The sequence below is a fragment of the Bacillus sp. FSL K6-3312 genome (assembly GCF_038007485.1).
In the GTDB taxonomy this organism is placed as follows: domain Bacteria; phylum Bacillota; class Bacilli; order Bacillales; family Bacillaceae; genus Bacillus; species Bacillus pumilus.
Genome location: NZ_JBBOXI010000001.1, coordinates 2480886 through 2497873, shown reverse-complemented (window position 1 = coordinate 2497873; position 16988 = coordinate 2480886). Strand labels below are relative to the sequence as shown.

Sequence of the window (16988 nt, the reverse complement as noted above, 5' to 3'; positions counted from 1 at the left end):
GGAAGCCGAGGGCTCCCTTTTTTATTTTGCTTTTTTCTCAATCGGTAAAATAAGTACTTCTACGCGTCGGTTTTTACTTCTGCCTTCTGCTGTATCATTTGAAGCGATTGGCTTAAATTCACCGAAACCTTTTGTACTAAAGTTCTCTTGGTTTAAATTGCTGTTCTCAAGAATAATACTCAAAAAGTTTACAGCACGTATGGCACTTAAATACCAGTTGGATTCAAATTCTGAATTTCTGATTGGTACATTATCAGTATGTCCGCTAATGACGATGTCACGAGCGGGATTAATGACGAGTAGTTTTGAGATTTCCTTTGCTAACGGGACATCTTGAGGGCGAATAACCGCCCGGCCAGAATCAAAGAAGATACTGTCTTCTATCGTAATGAGCAAACCTTCGTCCGTGAGCTTTGTTTCGAGCTTAGCTCCAAGTTTCTTATTGGCAATGAAGGAATCCACTTGCTTTTTGACCTTTGAGAGAACGGCATGATCTCGAGCTTTCGCTTTAGCTTCTTCATCTTCTTCTTCAGCAGCTTTCTTGGTCTGGTTGCTATTTTCAGTTTCTTCAGTGCTTTGCATGCTGGTCTGGTCCATGACACCAGTTCCGCCCGTAAAGACGACATTAAAAGACTTGGCCATCTGTTCATACTTTGCCGCATCAATCGAACTAGATGCAAAAAGCACAATGAAGAGAGCGAGTAGAAGCGTCAGAAGATCGGCATAAGGGATCAGCCAAGATTCATCTACATGGTCATCGTGATCATGTTTTTTACGTTTCCTAGCCATTTTGTTTTTCTCCTTCTTCAATGACAAGATTTGCACGTTCTTTCGCTGGTAAGTACATGAGAAGTTTTTGTTCAATCACTTTTGGAGATTGACCTTCAAGAACAGAAAGGATCCCTTCAATCATAATCAGACGAAGTTTTACTTCTTCCTTTGATTTACGCTTTAGCTTGTTGGCAAATGGATGCCATAACACATACCCGGTAAAAATCCCAAGCAGTGTGGCAACGAAGGCTGCACTGATTGCATGTCCAAGTGCTTCAATATCTCCCATGTTTGCCAGTGCGGCAATAAGTCCGACAACGGCGCCAAGTACACCAAGCGTCGGAGCGTATGTACCGGCTTGAGTAAAGATTAATGCGCCTGACTGATGTCTTTCAGACATGGCGTCAACCTCTTCTGTTAAGACGTCGCGAATAAATTCTGCACTTTGACCGTCAACCGCCATGCTTAAGCCGTTCTTAAGGAAATCGTCATCTACTTCCTCAATGCTAGCTTCTAATGCTAAAAGACCTTCACGACGCGCAATTTGTGCCCAGTTTGAAAAAAGAGGGATCATTTCTTGAATCGTTGGAAGCTTGTTGTCTTTGAAAATTTTGCCGAACAATTTTGGTGTTTTCTTAATTTCACTAGATGGGAATGCGATGACAACAGCTGCAATCGTCCCAACCACAATGATCAATATAGCCGCTGGGTTGATAAGAGCGGTTAGACTTACACCTTTCAGAACCATACCGACACTCAGTGCAATAAATGCTAAAATAATACCTATTAACGATGTTTTGTCCATTATCTCACCAAATCCTTTAACTATCTTTTTCTATAGTTAATATCGGTGTCTTCTAGAAGGGTTTTAGTCTGAATATCAAATTAAGGCAGTTTCTGTGAAGAATTTTTGACGAAAGCGCTTTCTATTACCTTAAAAAAGAAACTCCCTCTGATATAAAGGGAGTTTCTTTTTAATTTCTTTGAGCAGTTTCATTTAAAAGCAGCTCTTTTAATTTTTCTTCATACATGATTTTGACAAGATCATAGCTCCAATTCATCATGTGATCCACCTCTTTTTCTTTTATCTTAAAGGAAAAGAGGCGGGGGAGCGTCGGCGTGCAGATGGAACTTAGACACCGCAACATGATGGAGCTGTAGATCCTTCTTAAGATGTAACTATCCTTTTTTTACGACAATTTCGTTATCTTCAACATCTACAGTAAATCCTGAAAGCTTTTCTTCTTCAAGCAATATTTCCGTCATTTGATCTTCAACGTGCTCTTGAATGGTTCTTCGCAGTGGACGAGCACCAAATGCAGGGTGATATCCAAGTTCTGCAATTTTTTCTTTCGCTTCTTTTGTCACATGGACTGTTAAATTCTGCTCTTTTAATTGTTCTGACAGCTCATTGAGCAGAAGATCCACAATCTTCACTAAATCATCTCGATCTAATGAGTCAAACTGAATGATGCTGTCAAAACGGTTCAAAAATTCTGGTTTGAAATAGGCGCTGAGTGAATCAATGAGTGATTGTTCTTCAATCGCTTCTTCCTGATCAGACTGGAAGCCGACTTTGACCGTTTTATCTGTGCTGCCTGCGTTACTTGTCATGATGATGACTGTATCTTTAAAGCTGACGGTTCTGCCTTGGCTGTCTGTTAACCGGCCATCTTCCATGATTTGAAGGAACATATGCTGCACATCAGGATGTGCTTTTTCGATTTCATCCAGCAAAATGATGCTGTATGGTTTTCTGCGCACTTTTTCTGTCAGCTGGCCTGCTTCATCATGTCCAACGTAACCAGGAGGAGAACCGATGAGCTTAGATACTGAGTGTTTCTCCATGTACTCACTCATATCTAAACGGATGATCGCATCTCTTGAACCAAATAATTCTTCAGCTAGCGTTTTCGACAATTCGGTTTTCCCGACACCTGTTGGTCCAACGAAAAGGAAGGAGCCAGTTGGTCTATGTTTCGATTTTAAGCCGGCTCTGCTTCTTTTCACAGCTTTCGCTACCTTTTCAACCGCATGTTCCTGGCCGATTACTCGTGCTTTTAAGCGGACGTCAATTTCTTTCATTTTGGTTTGTTCGTCTGCTTGCAGTTTGCCGACAGGGATGCCTGTTTTTTGTTCCACAATGGCTTGAATGTCTTCTGCTGTGACGACATGTTCTTTGTCATTTGTTTTGTTTTGAAGTCTTGCTTCAATGGCTTCTTCTTCATCTCGAAGCTTCGCCGCTTTTTCATATTGTTCTTCTTTTAAAGCAGCTTGTTTTTCAGCAGCGATTTCTGTCAGACGATTCGTTAGTTCATCTTCACTTGCTGCATCAATGGAGAGGTTCGCTTTTGAACCTGCTTCATCCATTAAATCAATGGCTTTATCCGGCAAATGACGGTCTTGAATATACCGGGAAGATAATTGAACACACGCTTGAATGGCTTCCGCTGAATAGGTGACGCCATGATAGCTTTCGTACTTATCTTGAATGCCTTTTAAAATCTCGATCGCTTCAGCTTGTGTTGGCTCATCTACAATGACGGGCTGAAAGCGTCGTTCAAGTGCGGCATCTTTTTCAATTTGACGATATTCTTTTAATGTCGTCGCACCTACTAGCTGGAGCTCGCCTCGTGCAAGAGCTGGTTTTAAAATGTTGCCAGCATCCATTGACCCTTCAGCAGATCCTGCGCCTACGAGAAGATGGATTTCATCTACAAATAAGATAATATTTTTACGGCTTTGTAGTTCTTTAATTAACTGCTTCATTCTTTCCTCAAATTGACCACGTATCCCTGTATTCGCTACAAGGGAGGAGACATCTAATAAATAGATTTGTTTGTTCTTTAATTTATTTGGTACATCGCCACTTGCAATTTTCAGTGCAAGTCCTTCAGCGATCGCTGTTTTCCCAACACCTGGTTCACCAATGAGGACAGGATTGTTTTTATTTCTTCTATTTAAAATCTCGATGACTCTTGCGACTTCTTCATCACGGCCGATGACTGGATCAATTAAACCAGCATTTGCGCCATCTGTTAAATTGCGGCCAAGTTCATCGAGTAAGCCTTTTTGCTTTGGCTGCTCTACGTTTTGCGTATGTCCTGCTTGCTCTTGCCCAGAGAAGAATGAGCTTCCTCCGAACAATTGAGGTCCCATTTTCATTTTTGATTGCTCCATCAAAGAGGTGTAGCAGTCTTCACATAAAACCATTTGGCTCCGGGATGAATTCACTTGCATATTCAGGCGAATTGTTGCTTCATTTACTTGACAATGTTGACAACGCATTTGCCATGACCTCCTTATGATAAAAGTTTGACTTTATTTGACCAATGAATTTAAAGAAAATGGTCTGTTGTTTGACCATCTTTGACTATAGTATACTCTGACCTATTTTGACTTTCAACTGTTTTGCTCAAAGGCAGGTGAAAATCCTTTTTTGCATTTAATCATGGTTTGTCCTTCTTTTCAAGGAACTTGTCTCATAGGATAAAAAAAGACAATCGAAAGTGATGGGTGCGGAGGGGTCACATGAAACGTTCAAATGAATCCGCTTTTCAGCTTGCCTTTGTATATGTAGGAACAGTGGTTGGAGCTGGGTTTGCGACAGGAAAAGAAATCGTAGAATTTTTTGTTCGTTTTGGCTGGATTGGATTATTCGGAATCTTGATTAGCGGCGCTATTTTTACTGGACTTGGGGCAAAAATGATGCTCATTTCTAAACGAATTGAAGCGGAGTCTTATCAAGATATGAACCGGTTTCTATTTGGCGCAGCTGCAAGCAGGTATATTAATGTCGTCATGTTTTTTATTTTATTAGGCGTCACTTCAGTGATGATTTCTGGCGCAGGTGCTATATTTGAAGAACAGCTTGGCATATCGAAGGAATATGGGATTTTTTTAACGATCATTCTGAGCGTTATTGTGCTTTTGAAAGGATCAAAAGGGTTATTTGGTGTCAATGTTCTCGTCGTCCCAATGCTTATTTTCTTTTCATTGATCGTATTTCTTGATTCATTCGTATTTAGCAGTAGTGAAAGTTATGTTCTTGCGCTGCAAATGGGTGAGGGAGAGTGGATTTTATCAGCTATCTCATATGGTGCTTTTAATTTGGCACTTTCTCAAGCGGTATTAGTGCCCGTCGCAAATGAAATGACCTCTGAAGCGGTGATTAAAAAGGGAGCTGTGCTTGGGGGCGTCATGCTGACAGTTATTTTATTTGTATGCTTTTTATCTCTTTCTTCATTAGATATGCTGGAGGCGTTTGATATTCCAATGGCTCAGGTCGTGTATCAAGTAGCAAATTCCATTCACCTCATTTATTTATTTGTGATCTTCGGCGAAGTCTTTACATCCGTCATAGGCAATTTATATGGACTGGAGAGACAAGTGAGGGCGTATATACGAATGAACAGTGTCTTGACGATATCCCTTATTCTCTTATGCTGCTATGTGATTAGTAAAATTGGTTACGGTACATTGATATCAACGGTTTATCCTATTTTTGGATATGTGAGCATCTTTTTTATCCTTTTCCTTTGTCTAAAAAAAGTGCCCGCATCTTTTGATAAGTGAAGAAGGGATAGCCTGCATGAAAAATATGTGGTACACTATCCTCTGTGAAAATTGAACAAAAATCCGTGTAAACGGGAGAGGTTCTAGCAAAACCCTCTATAAAAAACTAAGGACTTGCCGTATCCTTGGATGTGGCATTTTTTATTTTTTATGGCTGGGACACCTCATACACATGTAAAGGTGTCTTTTCTTTTGAGAAAAATAGGGGTTTTCCAGAGCCTTTCAGATGCAGCTTTGTACGAGTGTATAGATCTGCAAAAGGAGGAGAACAGAAAATGAAAAATGAAAAAGCAGTTGTTGTCTTTAGCGGGGGACAAGATAGTACGACATGTTTATTATGGGCACTTCAACAATTCGAAGAGGTAGAAACTGTGACCTTTCATTATAATCAGCGTCATCAAGAAGAAATTGATGTCGCCAAAAGAATTGCTGACAAGTTAGGTGTGAAGAATCATCTATTAGATATGTCTCTTTTGAATCAGCTGGCACCAAATGCTTTAACAAGAGATGACATTGACATTGAGGAAAAAGAAGGAGAGCTGCCTTCCACATTTGTACCGGGAAGAAACTTAGTGTTCTTATCCTTCGCTTCTATTCTTGCGTATCAAATCGGTGCAAGACATATTATCACAGGTGTATGTGAAACAGACTTTAGCGGCTATCCAGATTGCCGTGACGAGTTTGTAAAGTCTTGTAATGTCACAGTGAATTTGGCGATGGAAAAACCATTTGTCATCCATACACCGCTCATGTGGCTCAATAAAGCAGAAACATGGAAGCTAGCGGACGAGCTGAATGCATTAGATTTTGTGAAAAATGAAACGCTCACTTGCTATAATGGCATCATTTCTGATGGCTGCGGGGAATGTCCTGCGTGTAAGCTTCGGAAAAATGGCTATGACACTTATATGGAAATGAAGGAGGCAAAATAAATGCTTTCTCAAATCTATCCACAAACGAATCATCCATACTCATTTGAATTGAACAAAGATATGCATATATCAGCTGCTCATTTCATTCCAAGAGAAGATGCAGGTGCTTGCAGCCGTGTACATGGTCACACGTACACCATCAATATAACCATTGCTGGAGATGACCTAGATGAATCGGGCTTCCTTGTCAATTTTAGTACACTGAAAAAACTTATTCATGGACAGTATGATCACACGCTGCTCAATGATCATGAGGAATTCTCATCAACTGATCCATACGCGATGCCTACTACAGAGGTTGTGGCAAAGACAGTCCATGACAAAGTCGCAGCATATTTATCGACTTTAGCAAATAAACCAGTATGTGTTCAGGTCTTTGTTAGGGAGACACCAACAAGCTACTGCATTTACCGGCCGAAACGAGTTGAACACAATGGCTAAGGCGATTCCTGTATTAGAAATTTTTGGTCCGACCATTCAAGGAGAAGGGATGGTCATTGGACAAAAAACCATGTTTGTCAGAACAGCTGGCTGTGACTACTCATGCAGCTGGTGTGATTCCTCCTTTACATGGGATGGCTCAGCAAAGCATGACATTCAGTGGCTTCACGCTGAAGACATTGTCAAAGAATTAAAAAGAATAGGTGGACAGGCTTTTTCCCATGTCACCATTTCAGGGGGAAACCCTGCGCTTTTAAAACAAATGGAATCACTTATTGATTTGCTTCACGAAGAAGGAATTGATACAGCGCTTGAAACACAAGGGACGATGTATCAGGACTGGTTTTTGAAAATTGATGATTTAACCATTTCTCCGAAGCCGCCAAGCTCTAATATGAAAACAGATTTTACGAAACTCACACGTATTATAGATGAGCTGAAAAACGGAAATAGATTACAGCATGCAAGCCTGAAGGTCGTGATTTTTGACGATCATGATCTAGCCTATGCAAAAGATGTTCATGCGAAATATCCAGAGCTTCCTTTTTATTTGCAGGTAGGAAATGATGACACGACGACAGGTGATGATGCGTACTTATTGACGCACTTATTAAAGAAGTATGAAGCGCTTGTCGATCAAGTAGCGCAAGACCCAGACTTAAATCGCGTAAGAGTGCTGCCGCAGCTGCACACATTATTGTGGGGAAATAAACGAGGCGTATAGAAAGGAAGAGACGACATGACGACAAGAAAACCAGAAGAATTAGAAGGTGTCACTTTACTAGGAAATCAAGGAACCAATTATTTGTTTGATTATGCACCACAAGTGCTTGAAACATTTCCGAATAAACATACAAATAGAGATTATTTTGTGAAATTTAACTGCCCAGAATTTACGTCACTTTGTCCGCAAACAGGTCAGCCGGATTTTGCGACAGTTTATATCAGCTATATCCCAAATGAAATCATGGTTGAAAGTAAATCATTAAAATTGTATTTGTTCAGCTTCCGTAACCATGGTGATTTCCATGAGGATTGTATGAATATTATTATGAATGATCTCATTGAATTGATGGACCCAAGATATATCGAAGTATGGGGCAAATTTACACCAAGAGGCGGTATTTCAATTGACCCGTACACGAACTACGGAAAACCTGGTACCAAATATGAAGAAATGGCTTCATATCGCATGATGAATCATGATATGTATCCTGAAACGATTGATAATCGCTAATAAAGGAAAAGACATGCCTAATGACATGTCTTTCAGCGTGTAGACAAACCCTCGCATTCTTTGTCAGTCCTGTGCGCTGGTGCTCACGAATTGCAAATTCGCTCTGCAAAAGTAGCTGGCCTTCCTAGACTTCAAAGGTTTTCAATCACGCTGAAAAGAAGACAAAGGGCTAAAATAAAGATCATTTTAGCCCTTTGTCAACAATCTGAAAGACATGCCTAATGACATGTCTTTTTTTATGGGTTTGAATGAGATGAATTAGACTAAAGTGATAAAAAAAGAGAAGAGTCATGTCGCTCTCCTCATACAAATGGGAATAGAACTTGCTAGGACGGCTGGGGGCTACCAGCTCGTAAATTTATTATACATGACAGAACGTATGTTTGTAAAGATAAATTGTGTTTTTTGCTTATCTTATTTGCTTTGAGATAAAATAGAGGCAATGAACGAATAACGGAGGCGTTTGAGTTGGCAAACAAAGAAGAAAAGACAGAGAAGCTGCTGATGGAGCTAAAAGAAGAGCTTCAAGTGCTCGAACATCAAAACAAAGAACGATATAAATGGAGTGCCTCCACATTGCTTGGAGTGATTGCACTTTTGATTGATAAAGGCGTTATCACCCCCGAGGAAGTGGACATGTACAAAACGAAAGCGGAAATGCAGACCTTTCATACGCAAAAAGACTGACACTTCTTCATATGGTGTCAGTCTTTTTCATATGTGATTGTCAAAGAGAGCTAAACTGTCAGAAAGTAGCTTTGCTTCGTATTTACGTATGTATCGATAGTCTGAATTGAGGATTGCAAATTAATGTACGGAGTCTTTGATGATTTTATAGTTTTTATGATTAACGACTGTTAGTGAATCCAGTTCTAAATCTCTATAGTTGTCCATAATGGTGACATCGACAATGACAGAGTTTTCATTCACTTTTTCAACTACACCTGTTAAACCATTTCTAAATTCGATCACATTTCCAATTTTTGCAATCTTCAACCGATCCCTCTCCTTTAAAAACAGATTTCATTCCCTATTAAAAAGTATTTTGCAATATTTTCATACCAATGTAAAGGATAAAGACGTTTTTGTTTTGTTTTCGTTGTATGCTTTCCTAACGGATGGTATATTTAATATTTGATGATGGCTGTAAAGGAGCGGTTTATTTGACGGAAGAACAAATCCTCACAATACTTGAATCGTTACGAAATGGGACAGAAAAGCAAGTGACCATTCAGAAAGATGATTTTTTAACGTTTCGTTCGATCTTAGTGAATCAAGATGATTTTAAGTATTTTCGCGGGATTGCGAAACATGGTGGAGATGTTATTTTTGAATATCTTACAGAAGCAAGAAGCTAAAGCTTTTTCTCATGAATGAGAGAAAGCTTTTTTATTTTAGTTCTTTTGTCACACTTCAAACGAGCTTGATACATCTGAAAAGAAAATGTAATAACCCATAATCAGGAGCATAAGGATGATGATAGGCGGAAAAGGAGCCTTTGTAAGCGCTAACAATTCCAGTTGATACGCAATTCAACTAGGACATGCCATTTAATGACGGAATTTGGACAAGCATGCAAATCTTTGTGCGTGAAAATAAAAGGAGCTCTTGTTAGAGTGGACAAGTATCTTACCGCCTATTTTGATAAAGGAGGAATGAGGCTAATGATGAAAATTCATACCGCTCTTTTTGTCATCCTTATGCTAATCGCAGCCATGAAGATGGACAACATACAAGAGCAGCAAGGCACACTAAGTCACGAACTTTCACAAGCACCTGTTAAGCATGAGCTTTCATATATAGATCAAGATGATCACGATCAAGTCATCCCAGCATTTTCAGAGGAGAAGCGTCAGCCGAAAGTCAAAATGCTAAGTACGTCTACAGAAAAAAAGTCTTCAAAAACGAAGCAAAAGAATAGAGTAAAATCAGAAACGACGAATGAGGAAAGCGCCAAACGCTATTCTAATGAGGAAATGGAGCTACTCTCACGATTGGTACATGCTGAAGCGAAAGGTGAATCTTACGCAGGTAAAAAAGCTGTGGCAAGCGTCGTCTTAAACAGGGTGGAGCATCGCTCTTTTCCTGACAGTGTCAAAGGTGTTATTTATCAGCGAAATGCTTTCCAGCCAGTATCGAATGGAAGTATTCACGATAAAGCAGATCAAGATTCTGTTAAAGCTGTGAAGCAAGTAGTGAAAGAACATGACAGAACAACAAAGGCCATTTATTTTTATAATCCCAAAACGGCAACAGATAACTGGATTCGTTCTCGCAAAATTGTAGAACGTATCGGTCGTCACGTATTTGCCGTATAAAGAAAGAAGCGATTTGATGGATCGCTTCTTTTTTTGTCTTCATTTATCAAAATATTTTCAGGACTTGTCTCATAGAATGTGAAAAGAATTTGCTTTAGATAAAGGGGAGGCTACATGAATCGATTTGTAAAAGGGGTCATTCTGCTATCTGTCGCAGCTTTCATTGCGGAGTGTATCGAGTTTTTAGTCAATATGATTTTAGCGAGAGAGCTTGGAGAACATGGAATGGGTCTATATATGAGTATCCTTCCAATCATTATGCTTGTCCTTGTGATTGCCAGCTTAGAGCTGCCAGTCTCCATTTCTAAATTCATTGCAGAATCGCATGAGCGGCTCCATAAAAGTATGCTCCGCCATGCGTTTAAAATGACGCTTGTGGTGACATGTACAACAACGGGGATTGCAGCGATTGTCCTGCCGTTCATTCCAGTGTTTCAGTCGTATCATCCGCTCATGAAAGGGCTTGTGCTGTCTCTTATTCCAATTATTGCGTTTACCTCGATCGCACGCGGCTATTTTATGGGAAAGCAGCAAATGGGCAGGATCGCTCTTGCCAATATGCTGAAGAAAACGATCCAGCTCATCTGCTTGTTTTTGTTCTTCCATTGGTATTCGTTTGATATTGAAACAGCGGTACTCATTGCCATCGGTGTCATTGTCGCGAGTGATCTCGTCGTCTTTATTTATTTATACTCCCAATACGTCATGGCGAAAAATGCTGTCAATGTCAGATCTGTTGAATTAAGAGGAATTGACGTGAGAAAGCGCCTATTAGCTGTCTCCATTCCGACAACGGGCATGCGGATTTTTCATGCGATCGCAAATGCCATAGAACCATTTTTAATCAAAGGAGCCCTTATTGCAGCAGGCATCTCTGGCACACTTGCTGTTGATCATTACGGCATGCTGGCTGGTGTCGCGATGTCGATCGGTTTTTTCCCTGCGTTTATCGCTCATTCCATCATGATTGTGATGATTCCGAGTGTATCTGAAGCCTATGCTTTACGTCAGTATGACCTTGTGAAAAAACGTGTCAGGCAGGCGATTCTCATTACATTTGGGTACGGGGTGCCGGCAGTGATGGTGATGTATTATTTTGCTTATCCGCTCACGCAGCTCTTTTTTGATTCACCGCAAGCTGCTGTCTACTTACAGCTGCTTTGGCCGTACTTTTTATGCCACCTGTTTGTGATGCCATTTCAAGCGTGCTTAATCGGTATGGGGCTCATTAAAGATGTGTTCCTACATAATATATGGGTGCATGTCGTCTCGTTTTCAATGGTGTATTTTCTCGGATCAATTGAAAGCTTAAATATGATGGGGGTTATATTAGGGATGAATACGGGCATGCTTCTGTTGACTGCACTGCATTATGCGACGATTTGTAAGGAGCTCGGCGTTTCCATGTTTCTTAGAGTGAAAAAAGCATGAATGTCCTCTTCGTCGAGCGGGCAAGCTATAAGAAAACTGGGAAGGAAGATCCTGATGAATCGTAAATATCTACCCGCCAGTCTTCTTATAATGACCTTGCTTCTATTACTCATAGGCAGCGAGGCTGAAGCGAAAGAGCCCGTTATGGCGCCAAAGATAGAGGCTCCTGCATTAACTGGTGAAACGCAGATGATTCCGGCTAAAGGAAAAAAGACCATTTTGCATTTTTGGACAACATGGTGCCCGTCCTGCAAAATGGAGCTGCCCGTATTTGACCAGATCGTGAAAGAAAATCAGAGTGATGTTGATATCTTAACGGTGAATTTACTAGGGGCAGAACAAAGTAAACATGCGGTTGCCCAATTTGTGAAAGACAGAAAGTTTACATTCCCGGTCATACTAGATGAGCGAGGGGAAATGATGAAGAAATACCAAATCATCACCATTCCAACCAGCTTTTTGATAAATGAAAAAGGGGAAATTGTGAAAAATCATGTAGGTCCACTGACGAAAAAACAAATCAAGGAGTGGACGGATTTTTAGAACGAAACATTATTTCAAGAACCAAGGATCATTCCTTTGGTTCTTTTTTGTGTTCAATTGCTTTTTATCTGAATAAACTGTGCTCAGAAGAGATGAAATGGTCTACATCAATAATGATAATTATTATCAAAAAGAAATTATAATAATTATTAATTGAAAATCGGTCAGAACCTGTTATAATGAATAACAGACCTATAAAAAGCTTGAAATAGCAGAAAATATAGATGAAAAAAGGAAACGGGCAACAATTGATGATGTGAAAATCATTATCAATTAGAGAGGAGAAAACAATCATGAATGAGAATACAGCACTTTATCAAACAACAAATCAAAAGGAATCGAAACGGTCCCTTCATCAATGGGCACAGCACGGAGAATTAATAGCAGCAGGTATCTCGGGGATTCTCATTTTGGTTGGATGGATGTTAAAGGATGAGAGCATGTGGAGTATTCCTTTATTTATCCTTGCGTTTATTATTGGAGGTTTTGCAAAGGCGAAGGAAGGAATTGAAGAAACCATTTCGTCTAAAAGCTTGAATGTTGAACTTTTAATGATTTTCGCAGCTATAGGCTCAGCAATCATTGGATATTGGGCAGAGGGCGCGATCTTAATTTTTATTTTCTCACTTAGTGGTGCGCTTGAAACGTATACTTCAAATAAAAGCAAGAAGGATTTAACAGCTTTAATGAGCATCGCACCAGATGAAGCGACTTTAATTGAAGAAGATGGCACGACCATTCAAGTCGCTGCTTCATCATTAACACCAGGTGACCGTATCATGATCAAAGCTGGGGAACGTATTGCAGCAGATGGTGTGATTCTAAGCGGCAGAACAAGTGTGGATGAATCTGCGCTTACGGGCGAGTCTGTGCCCCAGGAAAAAGGGCAAGGCGAAGATGTGTTTGCGGGAACAGTGAACTTAAATGGTTCCTTAACAGTAGAAGTGACAAAACATAATGAAGAAACGCTTTTCCATAAAATTATTAAACTTGTCGAATCGGCTCAAGAAAGTGTGTCACCAAGCCAGGCTTTTATTGAAAAATTCGAAGGTGTGTATGTAAAAGGTGTACTGATCACCGTTGCGATTTTAATGGTTCTGCCTCATTTTGTACTAGGCTGGAGTATGAGTGAAACCTTCTACCGGGCCATGGTGTTTATGGTTGTTGCATCACCTTGTGCGCTTGTTGCATCCATTATGCCAGCTGCTTTGTCACTGATCTCAAACGGCGCAAGAAACGGAATGCTCGTCAAAGGGAGCGTCTTTTTAGAAAAGCTAGGCACAAGCAGCATGATTGCTTTTGACAAAACGGGGACGATTACAAGCGGAAAGCCAGCTGTGGAGCAGGTGGTGATCGCTAAAGGACAAGAGGAAGCGGCCTTTTATCAGGCACTTTATCAAATTGAAAGTCAATCAAACCATCCGTTAGCGAAAGCGATCTCTGATATGGCGCAAGAGCAACAAATAGAAAGATCAGCTCATGTCACCATTGAAGAAACCTCTGGTTTTGGTGTAAAGGCACAATTGAATGGAGAAACGTGGCGGATTGGGAAGAAAGACTTTGCTGGCAAGGCTTCAATGGACCGCGAGATTGAAGAGGCAGGTGAGCATCTTTCTGAAAAAGGATATACAGTGGTGTATGTTCAGAAGGAGCAAGAAGTCGTTGGATGCCTTGGCCTTAAGGATCAAATTAGACCTGAAGCGAAGAAAATGATTCAAGAGCTGAATGATTTAGGCATCCAAACTGTCATGCTGACAGGAGATCAGCAAAAAACGGCTGAAGCCATTGCGCAGGAAGCCGGCATCCAAACGGTTGTTGCTGAGTGTCTGCCAGATGAAAAGGTCCATGAGGTCAATCAATTTAAAAAACAAGGGAACTCGATCATCATGGTAGGCGACGGAATCAATGATGCACCGGCACTCGCCACAGCAGATGTCGGGGTTGCGATGGGCGGAGGCACAGACGTAGCCTTAGAAACAGCAGATTTGATCTTAATGAAAAACAATTTAAATAACTTAACAAAGATGATCCGTCTTTCAAGAAAGATGAATCGAGTTATTAAGCAAAATATTATTTTCTCATTAACGGTGATTTGTTTGTTAATTTGTGCGAATTTCTTACAAGTGCTTGATTTGCCTTTTGGCGTCATCGGGCATGAAGGAAGTACGATTTTGGTCATTTTAAATGGATTGCGTCTGCTTCGTGCATCTTAAGCAAATCATCATAGCGCACTTGGCTTCTGCCAGTGCGCTTTTGTGCGAAATAAAGCAAAAACTGATACAATAGATCAGTAGTAAAACGTGTGAGGAGGATCACGATGAACCGAATGAAGAGCTTGTCTTCTTGGCTAAAGGAAAAAGACATCCAAGGTGCATTTATACATACAAAGGAAAATGTGTTTTATCTATCTGGATACTTCACAGAGCCGCATGAAAGAGTAATGGGGCTGTTTGTGTTTCAAGAGGCAGATCCATTTTTTATTTTGCCTAAAATGGAAGTGGAACAGGCGAAAAATGCTGGATGGTCAGGCGATATCATTGGTTATGAAGACCATGAGAATCCATTTGATTTCATTCAGTCAGCAGTAGAAAAACGCGGTGTAAGAGCAACTCGACTTGCAATTGAAAAAGAGTCGATTCCGCTTCAAAGAGCAGAACAGCTTCAAGCTGCCACTGGGGCAGAAACTTTTGTCCGGGCAGAAGAAGAGCTCAATCAGCTAAGGCTGATTAAAGATGAATCTGAAATTGCTACACTGAAAAAAGCAGCTCAATTGGCAGATGAAGGGGTAAAAATTGGGGTGAACGCCTTAAAAGAAGGAGTCACCGAAACAGAAGTGCTCGCTGTCATTGAATATGAGCTAAAGAAAAAAGGCATTCAAGGCATGTCCTTTTCGACGATGGTTCTCTTTGGCGAAAAATCAGGAGAGCCTCACGGAAATCCAGGACAGGCAGCCTTAAAAAAAGGCGACTTTGTGTTATTTGACCTTGGAGTCATTGTTGATGGGTACTGCTCAGACATTACAAGAACATTCATCTATCAGGAAGCTTCTGATCAGCAAAAGGACATCTATCAAACCGTTCTAAACGCAGAAATGGCAGCACTTGAAATGAGTAAGCCGGGTGTGAGAATTGGAGACCTGGACTTAAAAGCACGCGGGCTGATCACAGATGCTGGATATGGAGACTATTTCCCTCACCGCCTTGGACATGGTCTAGGGGTGTCTGTTCATGAGTTTCCTTCGATGAGCCAGGCAAATGATGATCTTCTCCAAGAAGGCATGGTGTATACGATCGAACCGGGGGTCTACGTCCCAGGAGTCGGCGGCGTCAGAATTGAAGATGATGTATTGATCACAGCAGACGGTCCAGTCACTTTAACTAATTATCCGAAAGAGCTGACGATCATCAAGTAATAAAAAAATCACGATGAACGTCCATGTCTTGGAAGTGTCATCGTGATTTTTTGTCACTCTTTTCGATCCTTATCAACAAAAAAATCATCAATTGATTCAAACGGTTTGATTTTATGTTCTTTTCCTAAAGGATGTAGTGCAAAACGAGCAGAAAACAAAACAGTCATACATAATATAATCCATATGATGAAACCCATCTTGAATTCCCCTTTCCATCCAGTGATTTGTTCAGCTCACATACATCTTAAAGTATGAAACGCTTACCATAGCAAGAGAAAGTAGGAGAAAAAATGGCAAACATAAGGGAGATTGCGAAAAGAGCGGGCGTATCTGTGACAACTGTATCACGTGTGTTGAATGATCATCCTTATGTCAAAGAGGAAAAACGAGAACGTGTTCTACATGCGATGAAAGAGCTTAAATATACGAGAAACATTCAAGCTGTCCATTTAGCAAAGGGCTATTCAAATATGCTTGGCATCGTTCTTCCGACGATTGAACACTCTTATTTCAGCGGACTTGTCACAGGTATTGCAGAAAAAGCACAGGCGTGCGGTATGCATTTTGCTTTATTTCAAACGGGGTATGATCCATTAAAAGAAAAAGAAGCGTTAATGAGTTTAAAAGAACGCCGTGTCGATGGTTTAATATTTTGTTCAAATGCGTTAAGTGATGGGCACCTTCTAAAGTGGCAGGAATCTGGGCCGATTATATTTTGTCATCCCACGCCGCATGATACATGCTCAACAGTGTCAATTGCGCATGATCAAGCATTTAAGGAAGGCCTGCATCATTTGGCAGCATGCGGCCATCAACGAATTGCGATTGTTCTCGCCAGAACAGAAGGAGCGAATAGCGAGTCGCGCCTTCAGGCTTATCAAGACATGATGAAATCGCTCGGGCAGGCCATTGATGAAGAGTGGATCATCGAAGGGAAGCTATCACTTCTTGATGGGAAACGATTGTTTGCAGAATGGAAGGAAATGAAAAATCGCCCAACGGCATTATTCATTACAAATGACGATGTCTCTGCAGGCTTTTTATTAGAGGCGCAGCGTCATGACATAAAAGTAGGAGAATTTCCAGCCATACTGAGCTTTCAATATAACCAATTAAGTGAGGCTTTGGGGATTTCCAGCATTGATATTCCGCTGAAACGAATGGGTCAGGAAGCGTTTGACTTGTTCGATCGGGCCATAAAGGGAGAGGTGCCAGAGAAAAGAATGCTGCCATTTCGCCTGATCGAGCGATCAACCACCGTTTTCAAAAACAATCGTTGACGCACGTTTCATCTGTTTTGTACGATAAGAGGGATTGAATAAGAAGGA

18 protein-coding genes and 1 riboswitch are annotated in these 16988 nt (G+C 40.7%); of the genes, 13 read left to right on the top strand and 5 right to left on the bottom strand.

Translation table 11 applies throughout. The features are described from left to right. Positions 1–21 precede the first annotated feature (21 nt). The 3 genes from motB to MHI11_RS12950 all read right to left on the bottom strand — a co-directional run bounded on the left by motB (position 22) and on the right by MHI11_RS12950 (position 4059). A complete protein-coding gene (gene motB, locus MHI11_RS12960) occupies positions 22–789 on the bottom strand; it encodes a flagellar motor protein MotB (RefSeq protein ID WP_044139785.1) in 768 nt (255 codons plus the stop codon). Then, entirely contained in the window at positions 782–1576 is a 795-nt protein-coding gene (gene motA / locus MHI11_RS12955; RefSeq protein WP_003212085.1) for a flagellar motor stator protein MotA, read from the bottom strand. Before motA ends, motB begins: the two co-directional genes overlap by 8 nt. Positions 1577–1950: 374 nt before the next feature. Further along, positions 1951–4059: an ATP-dependent Clp protease ATP-binding subunit gene (locus MHI11_RS12950; RefSeq protein ID WP_044139786.1), complete on the bottom strand. Its 2109-nt coding sequence runs from the start codon at positions 4057–4059 to the stop codon at positions 1951–1953. Positions 4060–4302: 243 nt separating this feature from the next. On the opposite strand from MHI11_RS12950, the gene MHI11_RS12945 reads away from it, so the two are divergent. The 6 genes from MHI11_RS12945 to MHI11_RS12920 all read left to right on the top strand — a co-directional run bounded on the left by MHI11_RS12945 (position 4303) and on the right by MHI11_RS12920 (position 8643). Continuing rightward, positions 4303–5346: a YkvI family membrane protein gene (locus tag MHI11_RS12945; RefSeq protein WP_044139788.1), complete on the top strand. Its 1044-nt coding sequence runs from the start codon at positions 4303–4305 to the stop codon at positions 5344–5346. Between the two features lie 71 nt (positions 5347–5417). Further along, positions 5418–5462, top strand: a riboswitch (PreQ1 riboswitch). A gap of 159 nt (positions 5463–5621) precedes the next feature. Then, positions 5622–6278, top strand: a complete 657-nt coding sequence (queC, locus tag MHI11_RS12940) for a 7-cyano-7-deazaguanine synthase QueC (RefSeq protein WP_024424683.1) — start codon at positions 5622–5624, stop codon at positions 6276–6278. Continuing rightward, the gene (queD, locus tag MHI11_RS12935) at positions 6279–6719 is read left to right on the top strand and encodes a 6-carboxytetrahydropterin synthase QueD (RefSeq protein ID WP_003211826.1); all 441 of its coding nucleotides are present in this window, start codon (positions 6279–6281) and stop codon (positions 6717–6719) included. Next, positions 6712–7443: a 7-carboxy-7-deazaguanine synthase QueE gene (gene queE / locus MHI11_RS12930; protein WP_065097161.1), complete on the top strand. Its 732-nt coding sequence runs from the start codon at positions 6712–6714 to the stop codon at positions 7441–7443. The genes queD and queE overlap by 8 nt, the downstream gene beginning before the upstream one ends. A gap of 15 nt (positions 7444–7458) precedes the next feature. Further along, the gene (gene queF, locus MHI11_RS12925) at positions 7459–7956 is read left to right on the top strand and encodes a preQ(1) synthase (protein WP_003211403.1); all 498 of its coding nucleotides are present in this window, start codon (positions 7459–7461) and stop codon (positions 7954–7956) included. 468 nt (positions 7957–8424) lie between these two features. Next, positions 8425–8643 carry a hypothetical protein gene (locus tag MHI11_RS12920; RefSeq protein ID WP_340910535.1) on the top strand — a complete coding sequence of 73 codons (219 nt, stop codon included), beginning with the start codon at positions 8425–8427 and terminating at the stop codon, positions 8641–8643. A 120-nt stretch (positions 8644–8763) separates the two neighbouring features. On the opposite strand, the gene MHI11_RS12915 is transcribed toward MHI11_RS12920, so the two are convergent. Beyond that, a complete protein-coding gene (locus tag MHI11_RS12915) occupies positions 8764–8952 on the bottom strand; it encodes a YkvS family protein (protein ID WP_003211747.1) in 189 nt (62 codons plus the stop codon). A 167-nt stretch (positions 8953–9119) separates the two neighbouring features. Here MHI11_RS12915 and MHI11_RS12910 point away from each other — a divergent pair, with 167 nt between their 5' ends. The 6 genes from MHI11_RS12910 (at position 9120) to MHI11_RS12885 (ending at position 15660) form a co-directional block, all read left to right on the top strand. After that, positions 9120–9314 carry a hypothetical protein gene (locus MHI11_RS12910; RefSeq protein WP_044139794.1) on the top strand — a complete coding sequence of 65 codons (195 nt, stop codon included), beginning with the start codon at positions 9120–9122 and terminating at the stop codon, positions 9312–9314. Positions 9315–9620: 306 nt separating this feature from the next. Further along, on the top strand, positions 9621–10274 hold the full coding sequence (locus MHI11_RS12905; RefSeq protein ID WP_340910537.1) for a cell wall hydrolase: 654 nt from the start codon (positions 9621–9623) through the stop codon (positions 10272–10274). 114 nt (positions 10275–10388) lie between these two features. Then, on the top strand, positions 10389–11705 hold the full coding sequence (locus tag MHI11_RS12900) for a polysaccharide biosynthesis protein (protein ID WP_044139796.1): 1317 nt from the start codon (positions 10389–10391) through the stop codon (positions 11703–11705). 54 nt (positions 11706–11759) lie between these two features. Continuing rightward, entirely contained in the window at positions 11760–12248 is a 489-nt protein-coding gene (gene stoA, locus MHI11_RS12895) for an endospore biogenesis thiol-disulfide oxidoreductase StoA (RefSeq protein WP_044139797.1), read from the top strand. 293 nt (positions 12249–12541) lie between these two features. Then, positions 12542–14461, top strand: coding sequence for a heavy metal translocating P-type ATPase (locus MHI11_RS12890; RefSeq protein ID WP_340910542.1), 1920 nt, complete (start codon positions 12542–12544; stop codon positions 14459–14461). Between the two features lie 104 nt (positions 14462–14565). Next, complete coding sequence (locus MHI11_RS12885; protein WP_106065187.1) at positions 14566–15660, top strand: M24 family metallopeptidase; 1095 nt, start codon at positions 14566–14568, stop codon at positions 15658–15660. Between the two features lie 53 nt (positions 15661–15713). Here the strand turns inward: MHI11_RS12885 and MHI11_RS12880 are convergent, their stop codons facing one another. Next, positions 15714–15857, bottom strand: a complete 144-nt coding sequence (locus MHI11_RS12880) for a hypothetical protein (protein ID WP_003211556.1) — start codon at positions 15855–15857, stop codon at positions 15714–15716. 93 nt (positions 15858–15950) lie between these two features. Between MHI11_RS12880 and MHI11_RS12875 the strand changes: the two genes are divergently transcribed. Further along, a complete protein-coding gene (locus MHI11_RS12875) occupies positions 15951–16940 on the top strand; it encodes a LacI family DNA-binding transcriptional regulator (RefSeq protein WP_268508012.1) in 990 nt (329 codons plus the stop codon). Positions 16941–16988: the final 48 nt, after the last annotated feature.

Excerpts from the sequence above, each read along its gene's own strand:
- motB (WP_044139785.1), bottom strand. The coding sequence starts at position 789 with ATGGCTAGGAAACGTAAAAAACATGATCACGATGACCATGTAGATGAA.
- motA (WP_003212085.1), bottom strand. The coding sequence starts at position 1,576 with ATGGACAAAACATCGTTAATAGGTATTATTTTAGCATTTATTGCACTG.
- MHI11_RS12950 (WP_044139786.1), bottom strand. The coding sequence starts at position 4,059 with ATGCGTTGTCAACATTGTCAAGTAAATGAAGCAACAATTCGCCTGAAT.
- MHI11_RS12945 (WP_044139788.1), top strand. The coding sequence starts at position 4,303 with ATGAAACGTTCAAATGAATCCGCTTTTCAGCTTGCCTTTGTATATGTA.
- queC (WP_024424683.1), top strand. The coding sequence starts at position 5,622 with ATGAAAAATGAAAAAGCAGTTGTTGTCTTTAGCGGGGGACAAGATAGT.
- queD (WP_003211826.1), top strand. The coding sequence starts at position 6,279 with ATGCTTTCTCAAATCTATCCACAAACGAATCATCCATACTCATTTGAA.
- queE (WP_065097161.1), top strand. The coding sequence starts at position 6,712 with ATGGCTAAGGCGATTCCTGTATTAGAAATTTTTGGTCCGACCATTCAA.
- queF (WP_003211403.1), top strand. The coding sequence starts at position 7,459 with ATGACGACAAGAAAACCAGAAGAATTAGAAGGTGTCACTTTACTAGGA.
- MHI11_RS12905 (WP_340910537.1), top strand. The coding sequence starts at position 9,621 with ATGATGAAAATTCATACCGCTCTTTTTGTCATCCTTATGCTAATCGCA.
- MHI11_RS12900 (WP_044139796.1), top strand. The coding sequence starts at position 10,389 with ATGAATCGATTTGTAAAAGGGGTCATTCTGCTATCTGTCGCAGCTTTC.
- stoA (WP_044139797.1), top strand. The coding sequence starts at position 11,760 with ATGAATCGTAAATATCTACCCGCCAGTCTTCTTATAATGACCTTGCTT.
- MHI11_RS12890 (WP_340910542.1), top strand. The coding sequence starts at position 12,542 with ATGAATGAGAATACAGCACTTTATCAAACAACAAATCAAAAGGAATCG.
- MHI11_RS12885 (WP_106065187.1), top strand. The coding sequence starts at position 14,566 with ATGAACCGAATGAAGAGCTTGTCTTCTTGGCTAAAGGAAAAAGACATC.
- MHI11_RS12880 (WP_003211556.1), bottom strand. The coding sequence starts at position 15,857 with ATGGGTTTCATCATATGGATTATATTATGTATGACTGTTTTGTTTTCT.
- MHI11_RS12875 (WP_268508012.1), top strand. The coding sequence starts at position 15,951 with ATGGCAAACATAAGGGAGATTGCGAAAAGAGCGGGCGTATCTGTGACA.